Annotated in this window: 19 protein-coding genes and 1 pseudogene; 17 read left to right on the top strand and 3 right to left on the bottom strand. The window is 49.9% G+C overall.

The features are described 5' to 3' along the window. Positions 1-8 precede the first annotated feature (8 nt). The 8 genes from vexC to A6A26_RS21550 all read left to right on the top strand — a co-directional run bounded on the left by vexC (position 9) and on the right by A6A26_RS21550 (position 10,873). Complete coding sequence (vexC, locus tag A6A26_RS21585) at positions 9-704, top strand: Vi polysaccharide ABC transporter ATP-binding protein VexC (protein WP_063880650.1); 696 nt, start codon at positions 9-11, stop codon at positions 702-704. A 22-nt stretch (positions 705-726) separates the two neighbouring features. After that, positions 727-2,034, top strand: a complete 1,308-nt coding sequence (locus tag A6A26_RS21580; RefSeq protein ID WP_063880649.1) for a sugar transporter — start codon at positions 727-729, stop codon at positions 2,032-2,034. Next, positions 2,027-4,033, top strand: a complete 2,007-nt coding sequence (locus A6A26_RS21575) for a tetratricopeptide repeat protein (protein ID WP_305790313.1) — start codon at positions 2,027-2,029, stop codon at positions 4,031-4,033. The genes A6A26_RS21580 and A6A26_RS21575 overlap by 8 nt, the downstream gene beginning before the upstream one ends. A gap of 506 nt (positions 4,034-4,539) precedes the next feature. Further along, positions 4,540-5,499, top strand: coding sequence for a hydroxyacid dehydrogenase (locus A6A26_RS21570; protein WP_063880647.1), 960 nt, complete (start codon positions 4,540-4,542; stop codon positions 5,497-5,499). Between the two features lies 1 nt (position 5,500). Continuing rightward, on the top strand, positions 5,501-6,199 hold the full coding sequence (locus A6A26_RS21565; RefSeq protein WP_063880646.1) for an RraA family protein: 699 nt from the start codon (positions 5,501-5,503) through the stop codon (positions 6,197-6,199). A 75-nt stretch (positions 6,200-6,274) separates the two neighbouring features. Further along, positions 6,275-7,669: a DASS family sodium-coupled anion symporter gene (locus tag A6A26_RS21560; protein ID WP_063880645.1), complete on the top strand. Its 1,395-nt coding sequence runs from the start codon at positions 6,275-6,277 to the stop codon at positions 7,667-7,669. 13 nt (positions 7,670-7,682) lie between these two features. Next, on the top strand, positions 7,683-8,846 hold the full coding sequence (locus A6A26_RS21555; protein ID WP_063880644.1) for a metallo-dependent hydrolase: 1,164 nt from the start codon (positions 7,683-7,685) through the stop codon (positions 8,844-8,846). Positions 8,847-8,989: 143 nt separating this feature from the next. Further along, positions 8,990-10,873 carry a sigma 54-interacting transcriptional regulator gene (locus A6A26_RS21550; RefSeq protein ID WP_063881232.1) on the top strand — a complete coding sequence of 628 codons (1,884 nt, stop codon included), beginning with the start codon at positions 8,990-8,992 and terminating at the stop codon, positions 10,871-10,873. On the opposite strand, the gene A6A26_RS21545 is transcribed toward A6A26_RS21550, so the two are convergent. Beyond that, positions 10,863-11,768, bottom strand: a complete 906-nt coding sequence (locus A6A26_RS21545) for a LysR family transcriptional regulator (protein WP_063880643.1) — start codon at positions 11,766-11,768, stop codon at positions 10,863-10,865. The two genes, A6A26_RS21550 and A6A26_RS21545, sit on opposite strands and share 11 nt — an antisense overlap. Before the next feature lie 97 nt (positions 11,769-11,865). On the opposite strand from A6A26_RS21545, the gene A6A26_RS21540 reads away from it, so the two are divergent. After that, positions 11,866-12,465 (top strand): NAD(P)H oxidoreductase, encoded by a 600-nt coding sequence (locus A6A26_RS21540; RefSeq protein ID WP_063880642.1) that lies wholly within the window; start codon positions 11,866-11,868, stop codon positions 12,463-12,465. A 90-nt stretch (positions 12,466-12,555) separates the two neighbouring features. After that, positions 12,556-13,662: a right-handed parallel beta-helix repeat-containing protein gene (locus A6A26_RS21535; protein WP_253851915.1), complete on the top strand. Its 1,107-nt coding sequence runs from the start codon at positions 12,556-12,558 to the stop codon at positions 13,660-13,662. Positions 13,663-13,849: 187 nt separating this feature from the next. Here A6A26_RS21535 and A6A26_RS21530 read toward each other — a convergent pair. Continuing rightward, positions 13,850-14,247 (bottom strand): annotated as a pseudogene (locus A6A26_RS21530) (winged helix-turn-helix transcriptional regulator). Between the two features lie 102 nt (positions 14,248-14,349). On the opposite strand from A6A26_RS21530, the gene A6A26_RS21525 reads away from it, so the two are divergent. Then, positions 14,350-15,363, top strand: a complete 1,014-nt coding sequence (locus A6A26_RS21525; protein WP_063880640.1) for a zinc-dependent alcohol dehydrogenase family protein — start codon at positions 14,350-14,352, stop codon at positions 15,361-15,363. A 193-nt stretch (positions 15,364-15,556) separates the two neighbouring features. On the opposite strand, the gene A6A26_RS21520 is transcribed toward A6A26_RS21525, so the two are convergent. Further along, a complete protein-coding gene (locus A6A26_RS21520; RefSeq protein ID WP_063880639.1) occupies positions 15,557-16,225 on the bottom strand; it encodes an ATP-dependent Clp protease proteolytic subunit in 669 nt (222 codons plus the stop codon). Positions 16,226-17,136: 911 nt separating this feature from the next. Here A6A26_RS21520 and A6A26_RS21515 point away from each other — a divergent pair. The 6 genes from A6A26_RS21515 (at position 17,137) to A6A26_RS21495 (ending at position 23,886) form a co-directional block, all read left to right on the top strand. Next, positions 17,137-18,492, top strand: a complete 1,356-nt coding sequence (locus A6A26_RS21515) for a carbohydrate porin (RefSeq protein ID WP_063880638.1) — start codon at positions 17,137-17,139, stop codon at positions 18,490-18,492. Positions 18,493-18,503: 11 nt separating this feature from the next. Next, complete coding sequence (locus tag A6A26_RS21510; protein ID WP_253851914.1) at positions 18,504-19,193, top strand: nucleoside hydrolase; 690 nt, start codon at positions 18,504-18,506, stop codon at positions 19,191-19,193. Beyond that, entirely contained in the window at positions 19,177-19,491 is a 315-nt protein-coding gene (locus A6A26_RS26095; protein WP_253851913.1) for a hypothetical protein, read from the top strand. The genes A6A26_RS21510 and A6A26_RS26095 overlap by 17 nt, the downstream gene beginning before the upstream one ends. A 159-nt stretch (positions 19,492-19,650) precedes the next feature. Continuing rightward, positions 19,651-20,484, top strand: coding sequence for a BglG family transcription antiterminator LicT (gene licT, locus A6A26_RS21505; RefSeq protein ID WP_063880637.1), 834 nt, complete (start codon positions 19,651-19,653; stop codon positions 20,482-20,484). A 132-nt stretch (positions 20,485-20,616) separates the two neighbouring features. Further along, on the top strand, positions 20,617-22,479 hold the full coding sequence (gene bglF / locus A6A26_RS21500) for a PTS beta-glucoside transporter subunit IIABC (RefSeq protein ID WP_063880636.1): 1,863 nt from the start codon (positions 20,617-20,619) through the stop codon (positions 22,477-22,479). 12 nt (positions 22,480-22,491) lie between these two features. Continuing rightward, positions 22,492-23,886, top strand: a complete 1,395-nt coding sequence (locus tag A6A26_RS21495; protein ID WP_063880635.1) for a glycoside hydrolase family 1 protein — start codon at positions 22,492-22,494, stop codon at positions 23,884-23,886. The last annotated feature ends 19 nt before the right edge of the window (positions 23,887-23,905 follow it).

The raw sequence follows: 23,905 nt of genomic DNA, 5'->3' as shown, positions 1-23,905 counted from the left end.
GCGAGCTCGTGTTCGGTTTATTAAATTGTACCCGCTATTTTGATACTGCTCACGGTCTCCAGATCATCTTAAATAATATGGACTTTGTGATGGATTATCAGGATCGTATCGGTATTCTGGCAGCGCCAGGCTCGGGAAAGACGACGTTAACCCGGCTGCTATGCGGAATTGATCTCCCTGATGAGGGATGCTTGCTGGGCGAGCGAGGGGATGCGCTGCCGCTGGGCGGCAACAGCTTTATTTTGCCTGGTTTAACGGGTGAAGAAAATGCGCGCATGATGGCCAGTTTTTATGGCCTGGACGGGGATGAGTTTTCCCATTTCTGCTATCAGCTCACTCAACTTGAACAGCGCTATGCGGATAAAGTAAGTAGTTACTCTGTTACGATGAAAGCTCATCTTGCTTATGCCATTAACCTGTTACTTCCCTGTCGCCTTTATGTCGCTGATGACAAACTTTATACCGGTGATAGCGCGTCACAACAGCGCATGCAGACGGCGCTCTCCCGCGAATTACAAAAAAAAGGGCTGGTTGTATTAACCCGAAACCCCCGCCTTATCAAACAGCATTGTCGCGCCTTTGGCGTACTGTTGCATGGAAAAATCATAAGGTGTTCAACGTTAGAACATGCCACTGCGCTTTTTGAGCGATATCAGTCAAGTGAGGCGTTGATATCTGCAGATGATAATACCTTTGATATATAAACAGAACTTAGACGGATAGCGTGTGAATAATTCAGAACGAATCAAAAAATGGAAAGAGGACAGGGCAAGGATAGCGGAAGAGAACCGGACTGCCCGAATCCAAAAAAAAGAAGAAGAACGTCTTTTGCGTCAGGCTGAACAAACGGCTGAACAGCCCAGCGACGATCATCAAAAGGATGCTGAATGGTTGGGAACAGACGCAGACTCTGTTCGACGAGCATCACTGATAATTAAAGAGCGACGCATTAGTCAGGCAAAAAAATCACTGCGTCATCTTCTTCTCTATATTGGATTACCCCTGTTAGCCATCGTATTAATATCCTGGCTAATGACGTCGCGTTTTTACAGTGCTGATGCCACATTTATTGTTCAGTCGGAAGCCAGCCAGGATACGTTGTCCGGTGCCGCTTTTTTTGGCAGTGGTAATGAAATGTCGGAGGGATTTCGGGTCCGCGAGTTTATTCTGTCGAAAGAAATGATGGATCGCATGGAAAAGGAATTGGGGTTTTTAACATATTTTTCTCAAAAAGAGATCGCATTGTTTTCACGCTACCACGCGCCAGCAGGAATTAATAATGACCCCTATCGCTACTACTTATCAAAAGTATCGGTTTCTGCTGATATACAACAGGGTATGTTACGCCTGAATGTGAAGGCGCAGGACAGGGAAAAAGCAGAGTTTTTCGCAAAACGTATTCTGGAATTTGCCGAGCAGCACGTCAATAAGATCTCGCTCAGAATGCAGCAGGAACGCATTCAGTGGCTGGAGAATGATGTTAAAGCGGCACAGGAAAACCTCGCCGCAGTACGTTTAAGTTTACTGAAGGTGCAGCATATTCAGAAGGATATTGAGCCTCAGGAGACAATAACGGCAATTTATAAATTGATTGCCGGATTTGAAACGCAACTGGCAGAGGCGAAGGCGGAATATGATCAACTCATGGCTAATGGTTTAGATCAGAACCCCATGATTCCACGACTGGCAGCCAAAATCGCTGTTCTGAAAAAACAGATTGGTGAGCAGCGTAATCGTTTATCCAGCAAGTTGGGTTCACAAGGCTCGTCAGAAAGTTTGCCTGTATTCGAAGATCTTCGCCTCCAGGGAGAGATAGCCAGGATGCGCTGGGAGGCTGCTCTGCAAACGCTCCAGCAGGGTAAATTACAGGCACTACGTGAAAGACGTTATTTAGTAGTCATTTCTCAACCTATGGTGATCTCTGATACCAGTCGTTACGACCACGGGGCTAAATGGCTCATGTTTTTTGTGTTGCTCGGCATCGCCTATCTGGTTATCTCATTACTGATCACGATCAGACGTATGCGTGAATAACGATTTAGAAGGGAATTTGATGAAGCTATACACAACGGTTGAAAAAACATCGCCGACTGCCTTGCTTAAATATGAGGACTGGGAGGGGATATGCCAGTATTACCGCCAGCATCCTGAGAAAATAAAAGATAGCGTTGCGAATGCACAACATATTCTTTTGTATGCAATCGGCTGTTTGCGTTTGGGCGAGGTGACATCGGGATTCTCTCTGCTGTCCCCGCTAGTGCTGAAGACAACAAACAGTCGGAGTTTATTACGGCGCTGGATAATTTCACCCCTGGCGTCGCGTAATCTGGATGTGGCGCTGCTGACGGTGAACAAGCTTCTCGCGGCGGATGTCTGTCAGACCGAGGATGTGTTGCTGGTCGCGAGTCACCTGATTAAATGTCGGCACTTCAATACGGCCGTTGAGCTGGCGGAGCGAGGATTACGTGTTTTTCCAGGCAATGGCAACATTTTTGCGCTTTATCTACGTAGCCTGACACTGTCAGAAAAAGAGGAGCAGGCCATTTGCTTAGCCAGAAAGCAGGCCCTTGCGCGTCCACACGACAATCATATTTTGCTCACCTGCCTCAGCTACCTGGATAAAAGCCACGCGCTATCGGATAAGGAATTGGCTTTTTCACTTCTCCCCTCTCTAAAAGTAGACTCAGCGGATGCAGCCAGTTTAGTGGTTAATATATCAAGCGCTGTTGGTAAATATCAGGAGGCAATTCAGGCTGGCGAAAGTGCATTGATTGCAGGCCATGATGGCGCAGGTTTACGCCGCAGCCTTGGACAAGTCTGGCTTAAATCCAGTCGTAGTCAGGACGCGAAACGCAAGGCCGTTGAGCATTTCGGCCAGGCTGTGGCTTTCAATCCCGATAATCTGCGGGCGGCGACGTTGTACGCTGATGCGCTCATCAGAACAGGGCAAACTGCCCTTGCCATTCCGTTGCTTGAGCGGTGGCTAATCCGGCATCCCAATCTGCCCTATGTCAGAGCGCTTTATGCCAGGGCGCTTCGCCAGGAAGGCCAGTATGAGGCCGCAAGTGATGAGTTCATGCGTCTGGCAACTGAAAAAGGGATAACCAGTAAATGGAACCGTTATGCAGCCGCCGCACTATTGCAGGCGGGAAAAAGATCAGAAGCTGAAACGGTCTTTGAACGTTATACAGGCGCCCGGGAAGTGCATTTAGCTGAGACATTCGAAGCGGGATTAGCCTCACTCAATGAGAAAATTTCCCAGGTGAGCTTGCCAGTCGAACGGTTTGACTGGGCGTGGGAGATTGCTGGAAAGCACGTGGGCCTGGAGCGACCGGAATGGGAGCGTCGGGCGAAGTGGGGATATCTGGCCGATAATTTCCTGCTCGACTGGCTGGAATGCCGGGGGAACCAGGCTGATGAACCAATGTATCGTCTGGCTGATATTGAACATGTAGAACAATTTTTTAATCGTCTGCAGTTGGATGAAAGAGGATGCATCATTGTCTCTGCCCATCTTGGTGCCATGTATGCCGGACCTGTGATCCTGTCGTTGCTGGATATGAACTGTAAATGGGTTGCCTCTACACCAGGTGTGATAAAGGGAGGCTACGGCGAAAAGTTGATTTCCGTAAGCGATAAAAGCGAAGCCGAAGTGGTCAGAGCCTGTATGCAAACTTTACACCGCGGCCAGTCAATCGTCATCGCTATTGATGGTGCACTAAACCTGGCCGCACCAACGATTGAATTTCATGGTCAACACATTACTTATTCCACTTTCAGCTCTCGTCTGGCATATAAAATGCACTTGCCCACCGTGTTCAGTGTTCCGGTATGGAAAGAGGGTCGCATTGACTTCTTCATGGAAAAAATGGTCGATCCGGAGAGATTCGAAAGTCTTGCGACATTCAGTGAGCGCTGGAAAGAAAACTATCTGCAGTGTGTGACCAACGTAATGCGAAGTGAGCCCGAGAATCTGAGATTATCGGGTGGGATTTGGCGAAATATTGTACCCATCAAGAGTCGAACGCCGTGATGAACATTTTACATTTCCAATCTGTCAGTTAACAATTAACTGTGTTACATGTTCATCCTGATTAAAATAATTAGCAGGAGTGTAACGTGCTTAGAAAAATAAAATACAGCAGCAGCTTATCAAGGCGCTAAGTCGCGACGGTTAGCCGAAACCTGAAGGGTTCATGTTTAGCATGAGCCCTTTTTTTATGGGCTTATATAAGTCAGCCTCTTCATTATGGATTTCAATAATGCTGTTCATCGGCGTAAAAACCATCTTTCCCTGCCTGTGAATATCTTCACAATTCCTTATTTCAAAATGAAATCACTTTTTCCATACATGTTTTTAAAATGAAAAAATATTTCCTGAGGTAAAGGTCATATCACATTTCAATCAGTTTCTGTTGTAGCGCGATTTTTATTGTTTTTTTATTTCTGTCAGTGGCTTAGGTTTAATTTTTAACGTTCTCTCTCTCCTGGCATGCATGCTGCAATACATTCTGCATATTCAACACAGGAGATCATTAAATGACGTATAAGATTTTGCTCCCTCAGGAAATTATGGCGGAAGGGCGCGCCTATTTAGAAAGTCGAGGCTATGAACTGATTACGGGTTCAGGAATGGAAGAGGAGGACATCATTCGAGATATTCCTGACTGTGACGGCATTATTGTTCGTCTTTCAAAAATGTCCGATCGCGTATTCGAGGCGGCTAAGAAACTCAAGGTCGTGGCCAGACACGGTGCCGGATATGACACCGTCGATCTTGAATCCGCCAAACGTCACGGTGTTGTGGTGCTGAATGCGCCCATTGCTAACAGCATGTCCGTTGCGGAACTGGCTATTTTCTACATGCTGCACTGCTCGCGTAACTTCAGGCTGGTCGAAGAGAAGATGCTGGAGGATTACTACTGGGCTAAATTACGTACGCCAAAGGTCGAACTGGACGGTAAAACGCTTGGCTTAATTGGCGTCGGTAATATCGGCTCACGTGTCGCGCTCAAAGCGTTGCACGGTTTCAACATGAAAGTCATTGCTTACGATCCCTACAAAACCCAGGCGGAGATGCCAGAAGGTGTCGAGCGTACCGACGATTTTGATCGTATTTTCCAGGAAAGCGATTTTGTCTCTCTGCATTGCCCAACCACCGCGGAAACTCTGGATTTCGTCGGCGAAAAGCAATTTGCGATGATGAAGCCAACGTCGTACTTCATTAATACCGCCCGCGGCAAGCTCGTTGATGAAAAAGCGCTGTATCACGCGCTCGCTAACCATCTTATCGCTGGTGCCGGCCTGGACGTCTTAAAGAAAGAGCCATTCGATCCGAACGATCCGATTTTCTCACTCAGTAATGTCGTTATTGGCCCACATATTGGCGCCGCCACGAAAGAAGCCACAGACAGAGCTTCACTGCATACCGCAATCGGTATCGATGAGGTTTTGTCGGGTAAAAAACCCACCTGGCCCGTTCCCGGCTTTGGAGAATAAGATGACTATTGGCAACCGTATTTATTTAAAACGTCCCGAAGGCAACCCTGATTTACTTAACGCGTACGCGCAACTGCCCGCCGCGAATATTGCTGACACCATGAATCGTATCGCCGTACTGGGTAACGGTATTCAGCGCATATCTTCGCCACAGAAACCGGTAATGGCGGGTTATGCCATTACAGTTAAAGCGCGGGCTGGCGACAACCTGATGCTTCATGCCGCACTGGATATGGCCACGGAAAATGACGTCATCGTGGTCTCCAACGAAGGCGACCGTTCCCGCGCGCTGATGGGCGAAATCATGGTGGCTTACGCCCATTACTGCAAGAAGATCGCCGGTATCGTGCTGGATGGCCCCATCCGCGATATTGATGCCTTATCGGTATTGGACTTTCCTCTGTTTGCCACGGGGTCAAATCCGGCAGGTCCGTTTAAAGAAGGTCCGGGTGAGGTTAATACGCCGATTGCCGTTGGCGGCGTTGCCGTATGTCCTGGCGATCTTATTGTTGGCGACGCAGATGGCGTGATTGTTGTTCCCCTGCGTGATGCGGAAGCTCTGCTTGAAAAAGCACAAGCCTATGCAAAATTTGACGCCAGCAAAGTCGAGGCGGCTAAAAATGGCACGGCAAATCGCGCGTGGGTGAAGAAAACGCTGGATGAGAAGGGCGTTGAATTCATCGATGACGTTTACCGTTGATCGGCTGACATAATATCCATTCGCTCAAGCCACGGAAGTGAATCTTCCGTGGTGATAAAGCAAAGGTAATCATCTATGTTCTATTTAAAACTTTTACCGATCGTTTTTTTTCCCGTTTTATTTTGGATAATACCCAACCCTGAGGCTGTGTCAGCGACCACCTGGCATATGGTCGGTATTTATCTGGCCATGCTGTGCGGTTTAGTGCTTCGCCCTTTTACTGATGCGATTATCATGCTGATTATTTTAGGCATCGCATCAATCTTTATCGATCCCCGTATTCTGTTTGCCGGTTACGGCACCTCTATGGTCTGGTTTATCATCAGCGCCTTTATTATTTGCAAGGCGTTTGTGATCACGGGTCTGGGTAAACGTATCGCTTATGTTTTATTAAAACGCTACGGCAAAAATACGCTGACGTTGGGCTATTTAATGATGGTAACGGACACGGTGCTGGCACCCGCTACCGGGTCGAATATGTCGCGCTCTGGCGGTATCGTATATCCCATCTTCAGAAATATTGCCGAGGCACTGGGCTCTAAACCGGACGACGGCAGCCGCAGAATCGGCGCTTACCTCACTATCCTGATGTATGTCGTATCGATGGGGACATCCAGCCTGTTTTTAACCGGGATGGCAACCAACGCCATTACCGTGTCGCTGGCGAATGAAATCATGAAGGTCAATCTGGACTGGATAACCTGGTTTAAAGCGGCCGTCATTCCTGCCGGATTGATCCTGCTGCTTTGCCCATGGATTCTCTATAAAGTTTATGCACCTGAACTGAAGAAGATCGATAACGTCAATGAAATTGCCGAGCAGGGGTTGCGTGAACTTGGCCCGGTAAAGCGTGAAGAGAAACTGCTGATCGTGTTCTTCATCATGGGGGTTTTGGGATGGATGACGGGCTCGGTTACTGGTATTTCTTTTATTCCCGTGGGGTTTGCCTTCCTCGCCTGCCTGCTGTTATTCAAAGTCTTAAGCTGGGAACATGTCGCCAGCGAGAAAGCGGCCTGGCAGACCTTTATCTGGTACGGGGCTTTTTACGGCTGTGCCGTCGCGCTGTCTAAAGGCGGATTCTATGTCTTCCTGGTCGGCGTGATTAAAAACTATCTGGACCTGTCTCATCTCAGCGAATTCAGCGCAATTGGCGTACTGATATTTATCAGTCTTGCGGTGCGTTATTTCTTTGTATCCAACACAGCGTTTGCGGTCTCGTTCTATCCCGTACTGTTTACCCTCGGTATGACCACGCAGGCTGATCCCATGTATATCGCGCTGTCACTGGCGTTTTCGGCGGGATACGGCGCGCTCCTGACGCATTATGGTAACGGGGCTGGCGTATTTACCTTCTCCAGCGGCTATGTTCCGCAAAAGACTTTCTGGTTTTTGGGCACGATGATGGTGCTGATTAACGTCATTGTTTATTTCCTGATTGGTATCCCTTACTGGAAGTTAATTGGTATTTAACCGGAGGATAAACATGAAACTGGATATGCTTATCAGGAATGGCCTGACTGTTGATCTCGATAAACACGATTATATCAGGCGGGATATTGGCATCATCGGTAACCGTATTGTTGACCTAAATGACGTCGATGGTACTGATGCTGAAACGGTGATTGATGCCGCGGGCTGTCTTGTTCTGCCCGGGCTTATCGATTTCCACGCCCACGTTTTTCACGGCGGCACGGCTATCAGCGTCAACCCGGATGTCGTTTGTTTACCCAATGGTGTAACCAGCGTGGTCGATGCCGGCAGCAGTGGCTGGGTAAATTACAGGCTGTTTCGTAATAGCGTAATTAACACCGCGACCGTAAAGATAAAAAGCTATCTCAATGTGGTCAATGTGGGCCTGTCGACGCTCGGCGGCGGGCCGACGGGTTACCTGGAAAACACCAATCCGGCGAACGTTAACCCGGAAAAAATTGAGCAGGTCTTAACTGAAAACCAGGACAATATTCTTGGCTTGAAACTGCGTTACAGCCAGGATATTGCCAAAGGAAAGCTCTACAGTAGCGATCCGTTTTTGGCGACCGTTGCTCTGGCGCGTAAGCTTAACACCTCACTCTGTGTACACGTAACGGACTCACGGCTACCGGCAGATGAACTCATCCAGCATTTCAACGCGGATGATATCTATGCGCACTGTTTCCACGGCACAGGTCATACCATTCTCAACGGTCAGGGCGAGGTGTACCCGTCTGTTCTGGCGGCACAGCAACGAGGCGTAATCTTTGACTGTTCAAACGGTGTGGCGCATTTTGATTTTAACGTTGCCCGCAATGCGATGGATCAGGGGTTCTACCCGGATATCATCAGCACCGACTTAACTCAGCGCAACAGTCTGCGTACCGATAAGGTCTACAGCCTGCTACATGTCATGTCTAAATACCTTAATATGGGGATGTCGCTGTTTGAGGTTATTCGGGCGGTTACGAGCACGCCGGCCAGACTGATGAAAATGCAAGGGCAGACAGGTACGCTGGAGCCGAATGCATTTGCCGATATTTCAGTGGTAAAACTGCGCAATGAAAAAATTGTTTTCGAAGATACTCAGGGTGCCAGACTGCAAGGTGAACAGTATATCGATAACTGCGTCACAGTGAGTAATGGCCAGATCTGCTATCGACGCCTGCATTACTAATCGTTAAATACTCCGCCTCGAAAGCCTTGTGACCTAAACGTAGCAAGGCTTTTTTTACACAAGCTGGAATGACGTCTGTCAATATCTCATTCATCGTTATCCTTATACTCGATGAAATAGCGATCGACAAAAGCGAATCTTTAATGAAGTCTAATGAAATCGTCATTTTCTCCGTTTCGAAAACCATAACCCAACGTATTTTAAATTTTCTTATTGAAAAGCAGCTTGAATTGCCAGTGTACGAGACGGGCTATTCAGAAGTATTAGATAAAGCGAATGAGATGATTCGATCAGGCACAAAAATAATTATTAGTCGTGGCGGGACTGCCGCGCTGCTTCGCAGCAATGTGACCATTCCGGTGATCGAGATAGCCCATGATTTTCATGGCATTTATCGTATTCTTAAGCAGGCAAAAAATAAATCGCAAAAGATCGCTGCGATAGGTTTTCCACAGTTTTGTAACGCGCTTAAGCATTACCAAAACATGACCAATGAAAATTTAAAAATTTGTCAGGTCTATAATCACTATGATATTGAAAGTGTCGTAAAAAATCTTGCAGAAAACAACTACAAAGTGGTCATAGGCGGCCTGACGGTTGCAGAGATGGCAAGGAAATATGACCTTAATGTTGTGATGGGTGACACGGATAATAATTCAATTGAGCAAGCCATCAATGAGGCCTTCAGTTTATTAAAATATATCCATCAGGAAAATCTGAAGCTGGATATGAGCTATTCCGCGATGAATCAGTCTCGTGAGGGCATTATGTGCATTGACCAAATGGGGGAGGTGGTGAGCATTAACAACAGAGGTAAAACCCTTTTTCAGTGTCATGCTGGCGATAAAATTTACCGTAAAGAGGCTTTCAAAGAGATTTATCGCTCAATTATCGACGAGTCAGATGTAAACGAAATGATTGTTGAACTCGACGGTGATTTTATCTGTACCTCAATAAAGCATTATACAAAGCGCCAGGATGGCTATTCCATCGTGACCGGATTCATTCAGAGCAAGAGCCAGTGGCGAAACAGTGCGGACAAAAAGAAAAAACAGCAAGGCTTTTATACCCGCTATGCTTTTGATGACATTATTGGTCATTCAGCAAGCATTAACATCGCGATTAATCAAGCGAAGCTGTGTGCGCGTCATGATGCCCCCGTCCATATTTTAGGTGATACCGGCACCGGCAAAGAACTCTTTGCGCAGAGTATTCATCATCACAGCACCAGAAAACATGGCCCCTTTATCGCCATCAACTGCGCCGCCATTCCTGAAAACCTGCTGGAAAGCGAGCTGTTCGGCTATGCCGACGGTGCCTTCACGAACGCGCGCAAAGGCGGAAAGCCCGGTGTCTTCGAGATGGCAATGAAGGGCACGGTTTTTATCGATGAGATCAGCGAAGCACCGCTCAATGTCCAGGTCAAATTACTGCGCGTCCTGCAGGAAAAGCAGTTTGTCCGTCTGGGGGGAGAGCAGCTCATTGCGGCCGACTTTCGGCTAATTACCGCCAGTAATAAAGATCTGCACAGGTTAGTGGAAAAGGGCGTTTTTCGTCAGGACCTTTACTACCGTATCAATATTCTGGCGCTCAGGCTTCCTGCGCTGGCTGAACGGGACGGCGATATTGAATTACTCGTCCGGCATTTACTCCATCAGCAGGGAAAAAACATCACCTTTACGCCAGATGCGCTGGCGGTGTTAACGCGTTACCCCTGGCCTGGTAATATCCGCGAACTACAGTCGGTCATCTACAGGCTGACCGTTTTTCACGATCGCGATGTGATCGACAAAGACGCACTGCTGCAGATCGCTCGCCTCGGCCATGAGGACGGCCCTGCCAGCCATCAGTCTCTGCCCTGTGAGCCTGTGGCTGATGAAACGGATCTGTTAAAGAAGCAGGAAAAGCAGCTGATCAGGCGCGTCATGGCGACAACCCAGGGGGATAAGGCCAGAGCCTCAACCATGCTCGGCATCAGCCCGACAACCCTGTGGCGTAAGTTAAAAGAGTACGAGCTTAACGGCTGAACGCGGCTGACGAAGCGGCTTTGATGTAGTCAACAAATGCCCTTAACGCCGAGGACATATAATGGCGGCTGGGATAGTAAAACTGCAGGCTGGGCTGTTCGGGTAACCATGCCTCCAGCACCGGAATCAGACGACCGTCCGCCAGGTAAGGTTTAACCTGTTCGTGATAAAGATAGCCCATTCCCGCGCCGCACAGCACGGCATCAAGCTGAGAGTCCATATCATCCAGTACGATATTACCGCCCGGAAGTATCTCAAGCCTGCCTTCCGGGCCGCCGAATTCCCATTGATAAATGCGACCGCTGCCGTGACGAAACATCACACATTGATGATTAACGATGTCACGTGGGTGCGCCGGGGGCGCATGGCGGGCGAAGTAGTCCGGCGTGGCCACCACAACCAACTTAATTTTGGGGCCGACAGGAAGGGCGATCATGTCTTTTTCAACCCTGCTGCTGAGACGAATGCCTGCGTCAAAACCCTCTTTAACGATATCCACCAGCCGGTCTTCTGTGGTGATTTCCACGCGGATATCCGGGTAAAGCCGACTGAATGCGGCCACCAGCGGGATTAACACCATGCGCGAGGCCAGACGCGAGGAATTAATTTTCAGTGAACCCATTGGCGTCTGACGAAAACAGTTAGCCTCATCGAGTATCACATTGATTTCATCAACGGCCGGGCGCAAACGTTCAAACAGATTTGCACCCGCTTCCGTGAGTGCAACGCTTCGCGTCGTACGGTTGAACAACCGAATTTTCAGCCGCTGCTCCAGCTGCTTTATGGCATGGCTAACCGCCGAGGGCGACAGGCCCAGCTCGTCACCGGCCGCGCGAAAGCTTTTGTGGCGGGCGACCGCGATAAAGGTCGCGAAGTCATAAACGTTCAGTTTCATTAGTGAAAATCTCTCATTAACCTATCTCAAATCATAGGTTTCACACAGTAATGTGGCGAGCGTAATGTGAGTGCCTCAACACAAGATGAGGTGAAAGATGAAACCAGCAAACCTGTATATCGTTTGGTCACATCCACGGGCCGATTCACTCACCGCACAGATGGTGGCGAGCCTGCGCCATCGGGCGGAACAACGGGGCGCGCATGTTAAAACGCTGGATCTCTACCGCAGTGGCTTTGATCCGGCGATGCGGGAAGAGGACGAACCAGAGTGGGAAAATCCCGTTAAATGCTACTCGCCACAAGTCCATCGCCTGTTCAGCGAGCTTAACGATCGGGATGCCATTATTTTTGTCTTCCCGTTATGGTGGTACAGCTATCCCGCCATGTTAAAAGGCTATCTGGAACGTGTGTGGAACTATGGTCTGGCCTACGGTGAAAACAGCGCGTTAAAAGATAAAAAAGTACGCTGGCTGGCACTGGTCGGCGGTTCTCAGCAAACCTTTATTAAATACGGCTGGGAGAAAAACATCACGGATTACATGATGGGCGTTACGGGCTATCTGGCGATCGGTGACGTGGAGGTTCATTTCCTCTATAACACCCTGGGGGTGGAGGAGACGATTGAGGACAGCCACTCGCATTATGAGCAACTGTTTGCACAAGCGCGGGCGGTCGTAGACAGTACCATTGGATAAAACATGGCAGGGCGATCGCTGCCCTGCAAAACGGCGTATGTGACAGCCTGGCCTGTATCGGCGGTCGGGCGTCGACAGGAGATGACCAAAATGAAAATAGCCATAGCGGGCCTGTTACTGATATCCGGCTCTGCCATTAGCGCGGTGGGCAGTTGCGATGTTATTGGTGGTGGGGCGCAGTATCAGGATCGTCTTACGCCGGATAACGTCGCCCACTATGTTACTGTCCGCACTTTCGATGCGTTGAAACAGGCTGTCGACAGCAATCATCCCTTCATCTATATCCCGGGTGATGTCACCATCACGGTGCCGAATCAGCCACAGGCTTTGCGCATCAAAGCCGGGCAGACGCTTTTTAGCAATCGTGGTGAAAAAGGCAGTCGGGGCGCTTTATTACAAACGCCGTGGATCAATGACGGACTTAATCAATATCCTGTGTATGTTGTTGAGGCTAAAGCAAGGATAACCGGGCTGCGTATTGAAGGTCCCTCTGGACAACCGGACACGCCGAATAAAACGATTGGTATCCAGTTTTTACCCGGCACCGATCATATTGATATCGACAACAATGAGATTTATCACTGGCCGTGGGCCGGGATTAGCGTAAAAACGTCCGTCGACAATAAAATTCATCACAACGTTATCCACGATAATATCCGTACCCAACTGGGCTACGGTGTGGTGGTACAAAATGGCCATGCCCAGGCCGATATCTACTGCAATACCTTTAACGCTAATCGTCATGCTATTGCCGGAAAAGGCGATGACGGTGAGGGCTATCACGCTTATAACAACCTTGTGCTCAATGGCGGAGCACGGGGCGCTTACCATCAGTTTGATATGCACAAGGGCGCGCAGGGCCACGGCGGGAAAAACATCATCATAAACAATAATCTGTTTGATTATGGCCGCTACGGGACGTCAAACCGAGGCAGTGTTTATATTCGAGGTATACCCACCGACGGGCCGGTTAGCGTTAACGACAATCTGTTTACCCAGCCCTGGACGGTAGGCTCGCAAACCGCAGTGGGTGGTGTGCCTGGCTCAGTCCCGCCGGTTGAGGAGATTAAACGCCACAATCGTTTCAGTGTGGCGGCACATTACAGCAAAGATGCGGCCGGATTTTGTGTTGTCTCCGTGGCAGAGCACAGGATGCCGGTGAACTGTGAGTCGGTTGCCTCTGTGCTTGCGAAATAAGCGATGGCGAGGCTGCACAGAAAACCGGTCATCGGTTGCTGCGGGCCACATTCTGATGTGGCAGATGGAAACGCACTGAACGACTGAACCTCACCACGGGCGTTTCGGGTTCCTCCCCATGATATCCTGCGGAGGAACCTGTCCAGCGTCAGTCATAACAGGTTTCGGCGTCAGCGCGCACGGCCATTCATTGTGCTTCAGCCTCGGACGTTTCCGGCACAACGGCGGGTTTTTTTTGCCTAATAAGGCCAGCGCGTGTTGCTCTCCCCACTGCTTTAACAGCCCAAGCAAGGGCGCAAGCGAAGCGCCTTCTTCGGTCATGCTGTACTCCACCTTCGGCGGAACTTCAGCATACACTTCGCGATGAATTAACCCGACGTTTTCCAGTTCCCGAAGTTGCCGCGTGAGTACCCGCGGCGTGATATCCCCCAGCCGTCTTCTTAGCGCATTAAACCGCAGCGTTTCGTTTTGCAGGTGGTAAAGAATCATCCCTTTACCCTTGCCGCCGATCAGTTCCAGCGTGGCTTCAACCGGGCAGGCCACCGCATCGTAATTTTCATATCTGGGGGTTTTTACAGTATCCAAAATGTACCTATATCACCTAAATGACCGTATTTAATAAAATGCACATATGGTCTATGTTTAGCAACTGCTGATTAAGACATCCCTCTTTTAACGGAGAAAAGCATGAAAGCACTTACCCTTAAAGCACCTGGCGGACTCAACAATATCCATGTGTCGGACATCGCCGATCCGGGCCAACCGGGCAAAGGTGAGATTCGGGTCGCTATCAAAGCCGGCTCCCTGAATTTTCACGATCTGATTGTCGCGACGGGGCAGTTTCCAACCGAAGATGGCCGCATCCTGCTGTCTGATGGTGCAGGCGTTGTTGACGCCGTTGGCGAAGGCGTTAACGATTTCCGCGTGGGCGATAGCGTGGTTTCGACGTTCTTTCCTGTCTGGCTGTCCGGCAAACCCACGGCAGACGTCGGTGGCTTCGCCCACACGCCAGGAGACGGCATTGATGGCATGGCCAGCGAATACGTGGTGCGTTCTGAGAATGCCTTTACCCATGCCCCGAAAGGCTGGACGCACACTGAGTCAGCCACGATCACCACATCTGGCCTGACAGCCTGGCGCGCCCTGATCACCGAAGGCAAACTGCAGGCCAACGATACCGTGCTGGTGCAGGGAACGGGCGGCGTGTCCATTGCCGCCCTACAGATCGCCAAAGCGATGGGTGCCAGGGTGATCGCCACCTCCTCATCAGATGAAAAGCTTAAGTACGTTAAAGCGTTGGGTGCCGATGAAACCATCAACTACCGCACCACCCCGAACTGGGGCGATAGCGTCCTCGCATTGACCAACGGCGCGGGCGTGGATCATGTTGTTGAGGTGGGCGGCCCGGCGACGCTGGGCGAGTCACTGAAAGCGGTCAAAATCGGTGGGCACATCACCCAAATCGGTATCATTTCCGGCGATGAAGCAACGCTGTCCATTCTGTCTCTTCTGGCGAAGCAGGTCACCATTAAAGGCGTGATCGTTGCCAGTCGTCAGGACCAGATTGACTACGTTAAGGCGCTGGAAAGTATGAACCAGAAGCCGGTTATTGACCGGACGTTTAAATATGACGATATTGCCGAGGCCTTCGCCTGGCAGCAGAGCGGCTCGCATCTGGGCAAAATCTGTGTTGAGTGGTGACAGGTAGATAAAGTGGGCAGGTAAGCCATGTCCTAAAGGGCGAAAACCTGCTTGTCGTCTGTCAAAAAAGGGTGCATATGCTGTGCACCCTTTTCAACAAAACCCTCTGCACAGCAAGGGGAAATGAGCGGTGTTGTCATCCAACGGCTCGAACCTTGTCTGACTTGCAGGCTCTGCCCCTCTTCATCATCTTTTAGTCATTATCATGAATATAATACGCGGCATCAGCAGGCTGAAAATCGGTCATTTCGCCTGTGGCGATGCCCGTGGCTAATGCCTGCTTGTTGTCCAGCAGCTTATGGTTATCTTCACTGTAGGTGATCTTTTCAATCTGCTCGTCAGTGAGGTGGGTGCAGGACTGATAAATCGTTTTTATCACGTTCCGGTATCTGCTGGTAAATTCGCTTTTCTCGTCCAGCATATTTTCACTGACATTGCTACGCGGCGGGTTTCCAACGGTTGGCGCATGCAGTAAGAAAATGCTGTCACCCATAACCTGCCTCTTTTGTGCGCCGCAGTAGATCATCGTCGCCGCGGATTCCACGGAGGAGGCGTTTACGGTCGTAACGGGAATGGGGGAGTTTTTAACGACCTGATAACCAATTTTCCCGGCATCAATGTCACCACCGGGGCTGCTGATATAGAGCAGCACCTGCGTGGCTGATTTATAATTCTGACCGATCTCATCGAGCACGGATGAAAGCGACATCACCTTATTAAGCGTGACCGCGCCGGTAAAAAACACCTTTACGGATTTAACCGTATTTGGCGGGCGTTTGCCGTCAACGACTTTATTCATGCCAGCCAATGACGGTAAACTCAACATGATAATCATTGCAGTGGCAACGGTGTGGTATTTCATTTCAAGGCTCCATTTTTTACTATTTATTATCAATAAATAAAAAAATCTGCAATATTGATTATGCTTTTTCATTGTTTTGTTACGACTAAAGATATATTTCAGTTTGATTGCTATGAGGTCATGCTTAATCGTTAGTGGGCCAATATTTTAATATGCGGTATCTCACCTATCGGCACAGGACAAAACCATGTTATTAACTGTTGAAGCAGAGCGTGTTAACCCTTAACTCACTGTTTCAACAGGCCACACACTTTTGTAAAAATGATCAGCATGTTGCGCCTCTGTGATCGTATCCCAGACGTTTACCCTCTGAAAAAGAGTTTACAGATTTTCACAGTTTCACATCAATGACGAAGTTTGACTTCATCCTGAATGACCGACCTTTGCAACTTACTGCTTTATGGGTTGAAGTGTTGTAAAAGGGTGAGCGATACGCAAAGTGAGCAGCAGAAACGAGTTCATTTTATTGCGCTGATATTGTCATATTCGCTTTACCTTTTCTGTTATGACGTAAGTGAAGGGTATGAAAAAGATATAGTCATATCCAGCATCTGATTTTTTAAATAAAAACTGCTGCGTGTTTGTTAGTTGGCTCACGTTTTTTTAATTTTTATTACTTCTGCTGTTGTAATTAAAAAATACGATGTTAGTCTGGCGTCGATTAGATAACTGGATTGTGACTGTCTGACAGGCAAAACCTAAGTATTTAGTGGCCGTATTGGCTGCCGGGTACTTAGGTTTTTTTTTGTCTTAAATCTATGCACAGAATGGAGTTTAACTTACCGATAAAATTTAAATGATGATCGTACGGATGGGGCTAATTACGCGCTGTCTTCGCCTCTGGAAAAATTAACGTTTCGAGTGATATCTCTCTCGCGGACGAATACACATTAATAAAAATGGTTTTCAACATGGAAAATAATTATTACCGGCGTCTGTTATGTGGAATGGTATTATTCTCGGCTTCTTATACCAGCCTTGCTCAGGAGTGGAATGGAACCGTTTTGGGATTTGAAGCCCCTCCTGACCCCCTGTTGGGTGAAATGCTGGGTATTCGCCAAACGCTGAGCGACAACGGTTTCACTTATCAGTTCGGCTTTCTCAATCAACTCGCCTGGAATGGCGGCGGTGGCTACGATCACGACTCACACGTTGCCTATATTGATCAATTTGCTTTCACATTTAATCAAGATCTTGAACGCTGGACGGGCATTCCGGACGCTCGTATTGAAGGGAATATCGTTAACCGTAATCACAATGATGACCTTACAACCCGACGTCTACAGCATCCAGGTGTAAAATTTAATGATCTGACTCAGGAGAGTTGGGGAGGGCAGTCCATTACTCGCCTGGGATGGTTAACGTTCGCGCGCAGCTTCGACGATCGGCGTCTGACCTGGCGCATAGGCATGATAAACAAAGTACAGACGTTTGATCAGATCATCCCTTGTGATTTTCAGATGCTTTCTCAGTGCGGTGGAAAATCTGCAAATGCAATGACCTGGAATAACTGGAACGTTCATACGTGGGGCACCACGCTTGATTACAAACTGACGCCTGAAGTGACACTGAAGGGCGGCATTCTGGAACAAAATTCGCAGGCAGCAAGCCGTAGCCACGCGTGGAGTGCATCGACTCAAGGCAGTAAAGGTGTGCTGTTACCCGTCGAAATCGAAACGCGTCCACAGATTCGTGGCTTACCCGGTGCCTACAACCTCGGCGTGCTGTTTACCAACGCGCCACAATACGACCTTTACCAAGGTAAATCCGGTGGAGCAGGCGCCGATGACCCCGAAGGTTACGTAAAACGCACGCGAACCTGGTTCATGTATGCGGGGATGAATCAGCAGCTTACGCGGCATCAGGATGATGAAAATCGTGGGCTCAGTGCGTCATTGAGCCTGGGGATCAGCGATCAGCGAAGCAATTATATCCATGCCATTTACGCTGCATCACTGCGTTACAGAGGGCTGTTTGACGCCCGTCCAGATGACTGGATTGGTTTTGGCTTAACCCGGATTGATATGAGTAACCACTACGCACGTCAACAGGATTATCTCAATAAAATCAGTGGAATAAATGATTATCACTCTGCTTCTTACTTTCCACACTCAGGCCACTCCCTCAACAGTGAAATCTATTATCGTTTTCGCCCTGTTCCATGGCTGGAGCTGCAGCCTGGCATTCAGTACTGGCACCATCCGGGCGGCGTAGCGAAAACACAAGACGCCTGGGTAACTGAACTGAAAACCGTCGTAACATTTTGATGGAGAATGCGATGAGACTCTTTTTGATCCTGTTCATGTTGGTGTGCTGCAACGCGGTTGCCGGTACCTGTAAGACGTTGCCCTTTGCTCCCGATCCGGCAAAACAGTTACGTGTCATGATTAGCACGGATGCCAGTAATGAAGCGGACGATGCTTTTGCGGTGGTGCATGCGCTCCTTACGCCAACTTTTAAGATACGGGGGCTTATTGCGGCACAGTACAACCGCACCGCGGAGATGATGAAAAATCCCAAGCCAACGATGGCAGAGAGCTATGCGTTGTTGACACATCTGTTGGGGATAATGGGGAGTGAAACGCCCGTCTACAGAGGCGCAGTTAACGCGCTAAGTGACAAACCACAACCTGTGAGCGAGGGAGCAAAAGCGATCATTCACGAAGCATTGCGTGAGGATAGCCGGCCCCTGTTCATTCTGGTATTGGGGCCCGCCACGGACATTGCGCAAGCGCTTGACGCTCAGCCAGAAATCGCGTCTCGCCTCACGGTCGTCTGGATTGGCGGCAACCCTTATCCCGCAGGGGGTTGGGAATATAATATGTTTAATGATCCACGCGCCGCTTCCCTGCTGTTTGCCTCGAAAGCGCCACTTTGGCAGGTGCCGCATAATGTTTATATGTCCATGCGGGTTTCCCTGGCAGAGCTGGCTGCGCGAGTGAAACCGCAAGGTGAAACCGCAAGGTGAAACCGGGGGCTGGTTATGGAAGCAGCTTATTGATTTTAATCAGTGGGCATCGGCGCGCCTGAAAGGTATTCCATGGCCAAAAAGCGAGGTCTGGATAATGGGCGATAACCCCGCCGTTGGGTTGTTACTGGATGATCATGAATACGCTTATGAAGAGCGTCCGGCGCCTGCATTAAACGACGATCTCAGTTATAAAACCGTGCAGGGAACACGCACTATTCGTGTCTATCAGCACATCGACTCGCGTTTCATCCTGGAAGATTTTTTCGCTAAACTCCGACTGGCCTGTGGGGAATAACCTGATACCTTCGCGCGACATCACGTTTTTAGAGGTGGTGTATTGAGGCGCAAAATGAAACTGATAAGATGCCTTTTTTGGATTGTTACTGCTGCGGCAGGCAAAACCTGATTTCCTGGCCTGTGCCGGAAGTCGGGTTTTTTTGTTTCTGGGGTTCTGATGAAAATCGCCAAAATACTTAATAACAATGTGGTGGTTGTTCTGGATGAGCACGGGCGTGAGCAGGTTGTTATGGGCCGGGGGCTGGCGTTTCAGAAACGTGTGGGTGAAGCGCTGGACAAGCAGCGTGTAGAAAAGGTGTTTGCGCTGCAAAACGATGAGCTGGTTCATCGCCTCGGGGAGTTACTCAACCAGATTCCGCTGGAGGTGATGACGACCTGCGATCGCATTATCGAACGGGCAACACAACAGCTGGGGAAATTGCAGGACAGTTTGTACATCACCCTGACCGATCACTGCTACTTTGCGATTGAGCGACAGAAGAAAGGGCTGGCGATTAAGAACGTTCTGCTGTGGGACATCAAACGGCTTTATCCCAGGGAGTTTGCGTTAGGGCAGGAGGCCAGGCAAATCATTGCCAGCCGTCTTCATACCGAGCTGGACGAGGACGAAGCCGGTTTTATCGCGCTGCATCTGGTCACCGCGCAGCTCAACAGTGAAATGCCAGAAGTGATGCACGTGACGCATGTTATGCAGGAAATCCTGCAACTGGTGAAATATCAACTGAAGCTGGATTACCAGGAAGAGTCGCTCAGTTATCAGCGCTTTGTGACGCACCTGAAATTTTTTGCTCAACGCATGTTAACGCGCACCGTGGTGCCGGATGATGATGTTTCACTGCATTCGGCAGTCAAAGACAACTATGCGAAAGCCTGGAAATGCGCGGAGAAAGTTTCACAGTATCTACTGCAAAGCTATCAGCGCGAACTGACAACGGAAGAGATTATGTTTCTTGCCATTCATATCGAACGGGTAAGAAAAGAGGCGCATTAAGCCTTATTAACACCGGATTGTAACTGCATTGCGCAGGCAAAACCTGAGCGCGGCCCATGACACACAAGGGGGCCGTTCTCAGGTTTTTTTATTTTTAACAGATGCCAGCGGCATCGCTCTGAGGACATCAACATGAAATATCAACCGTTGGCCAGGGATATTCTCAGCCACGTCGGCGGCAAAGAGAACATCATCAGTCTGGTGCATTGCGCCACGCGTCTTCGCTTCCGGCTCAAAGACCATCATCAGGCGGATGTTGAAGGGCTCAAGCAGCATCCCGATATCATCATGGTGGTAGAGAGCGGTGGACAGTTTCAGGTGGTGATCGGCAACCACGTTCACGAGGTCTGGCTGGCGGTGTGTGATGAAGCGGGACTCACTGACGAGACGCACGACCACAGCGATGATAAGGCTGAAAAGGGGCATTTTTTTGGCCGCCTGATTGATGTGATCTCCGCTATTTTCACGCCGTTTATCGGCATTCTTGCCGCCTCCGGTATTTTGAAAGGGCTGCTGGCTCTTGCGGTGGTGTGCGGATGGCTGACCACCGACAGCGGCACCTACAAAATCTGGTTTGCCGCCAGCGATGCGTTGTTCTTCTTTTTTCCGCTGGTGTTGGGTTATACGGCCGGTAAGAAGTTTGGCGGTAATCCTTTTATTACCCTGGTCATTGGTGGCGCGCTGACGCATCCGATGATGCTTGAGGCTTTTCACGCCAGTCAGCAAGCCGGGGCGATAAGCGAGTCATTTCTTGGCATCCCGATTACCTGGTTCAACTATAGCTCCTCTGTGATTCCCATTATTCTTGCTGCATGGGTCAGCTGCTGGCTGGAAAAGCAGGGCAACAGGCTGTTGCCCTCATCGATGAAAAACTTCTTCGCGCCGCTGATCTGTATTGTGGTGACCGTGCCGCTGACCTTTCTGGTTATTGGCCCGGTGGCGACGTGGCTCAGCCAGTTGCTCGCGAATGGCTATCAATGGATCTACGAACTGGCACCGTGGCTGGCCGGCGCGGCAATGGGCGCGCTATGGCAGGTCTGCGTGATTTTTGGTCTGCACTGGGGCCTGGTTCCGTTAATGATCAACAATCTGGCGGTGCTCGGTTATGACTCAATGCTTCCCATGTTACTGCCCGCCGTGATGGGCCAGGTGGGCGCCACGCTGGGGATTTTTTTACGCACCCGAGACGCTCGTCAGAAAATGCTGGCGGGATCGTCGATCATGGCCGGCATCTTCGGCATTACCGAGCCTGCGGTGTATGGCGTGAATCTGCCTTTGCGGCGTCCGTTTATCTTCGGCTGTGTCGCAGGCGCGATTGGCGGAGCCATCGTGGGATTCAGTCATGCGCACGTTTATTCATTTGGCTTTGCCAATATTTTTACCATCGCGCAGATGATCCCGCCTGGTGGCGTCGATATGACGCTGTGGGGCGGCATCGTCGGTGCGCTGGTGGCATTCGTCCTGAGCGGTGTGCTGACCCTTGTGGCTGGCATGCCCAACACGCTGACGCCCGATCTTCCAGGCGCGCTGTCTGTCGAGAAGAACGAGGTGCTGGCACCGATGACGGGGACGGTGTTAGCTCTCGATCAGGTGCCTGATGCCACGTTCGCCAGCGGCGTGATGGGTAAAGGCGTCGCCATTATTCCAGCCGATAACCAGGTTATTGCGCCCTTTGCGGGCGAAGTCGCCTCGCTTTTCCAGACGAAACACGCCATTGGCCTGCTGAGCGATAGCGGTATTGAAGTGCTTATTCATGTCGGCATCGACACCGTCAAACTCGAAGGGAAACCTTTCACCGCCCACGTAAACGTCGGCGACAAGGTGCAACCTGGGGACATTCTGCTGACGTTTGATCGTCAGGCCATGCTTGCTGCCGGATTTGATCTGGCAACGCCCATCATTATCAGTAACAGCGACAGCTTCGACACGGTGACCGTTTTGTCCTCTTCCGCTGTGGAGGCGGGAATGCCGTTGCTGCGCGTCAGTGACCACTAACAGGAGAGTCAGATGAAAACATTTCCAGAGACATTTTTGTGGGGCGGCGCGCTTGCCGCTAACCAGGTAGAAGGCGCGTATCTCAAGGATGGTAAAGGCTTGTCCACCTCTGATGTACAACCACAAGGGGTTTTTGGCCCGGTTGTCGAACGCGTGGCGGGAGACAGCGGCATCAAAGATATCGCAATCGATTTTTATCACCGCTATCCCCAGGACATCGCACTGTTTGCCGAAATGGGGTTTAGCTGTTTACGCGTTTCCATCGCCTGGACACGCATTTTTCCCCATGGCGACGAGGCGCAACCTAACGAGGCGGGCCTGGCTTTTTACGATAAATTGTTTGATGAACTGGCAGCACACAACATTACGCCTCTGGTCACGCTGTCTCATTACGAGATGCCGTGGGGGCTGGTTAAACAATACGGCGGCTGGGGCAATCGCCAGGTCATCGGCTTTTTCGAACGTTATGCCCGTACCGTTTTTACCCGCTATCAACACAAGGTGAAGCTATGGCTGACGTTCAACGAAATCAACATGTCGCTGCATGCGCCGATGACAGGCGTGGGCCTGCCGGAAACCAGCAGCAAAGCGCAGGTTTATCAGGCCATTCACCATCAGTTAGTGGCAAGCGCGTTAGCCGTTAAAGCCTGCCACGAGGTCATCGCAGACGGCAAAATTGGCAATATGCTGTTGGGTGGACTGGTGTATCCGCTCTCCAGCAAGCCCGAAGATGTTCTGAAGGCGCTGCAGGAAAACCGCACCTGGCAGTTCTTTGGAGACGTGCAGTGCCGGGGCGCGTATCCCGGCTACATGTTGCGCTATTTTCGTGAAAACGCGATTCAACTGGATATCACCGACGCAGACCGCGATGCGCTGATGTCGACCGTGGATTTCATCTCCTTCAGTTACTACATGACCGGTTGCGTGACCACCGATGAAGAACTGAACAAGCAGGCGCGGGGCAATATTCTGAGCATGGTGCCCAATCCTCATCTGAAGAGTTCAGAGTGGGGCTGGCAAATCGATCCGGTCGGCTTGCGCACCTTGTTGAATACTTTATGGGATCGCTACCAGAAACCGCTGTTTATTGTGGAAAATGGTCTGGGTGCCAAAGATACGCCGGATGCGAATGGTATGGTTCAGGATGATTACCGCATCAATTATCTCAATGACCATCTGCTGCAGGTCCGTGAGGCGATTGAAGACGGTGTGAATGTGATGGGTTACACCAGTTGGGGGCCGATCGATTTGGTGAGCGCGTCTAAGGCAGAACTGTCTAAACGTTATGGTTTTATCTATGTTGATCGCGATGATTCCGGGGCCGGGACATTGGCACGCAGTCGTAAGAAGAGCTTTTATTGGTATCAGAACGTGATTGTCTCTAAAGGTGCCTCGCTGAAAGCATAACGACCTTCAGGCTGGTTGA

Origin of the sequence: Pantoea sp. OXWO6B1 (assembly GCF_001641135.1) — a bacterium.
In the GTDB taxonomy this organism is placed as follows: Bacteria; Pseudomonadota; Gammaproteobacteria; order Enterobacterales; family Enterobacteriaceae; genus Pantoea; species Pantoea allii.
The sequence above is the reverse complement of the archived record's forward strand: the minus strand, read 5'-3'. Positions and strand labels throughout refer to the sequence as shown.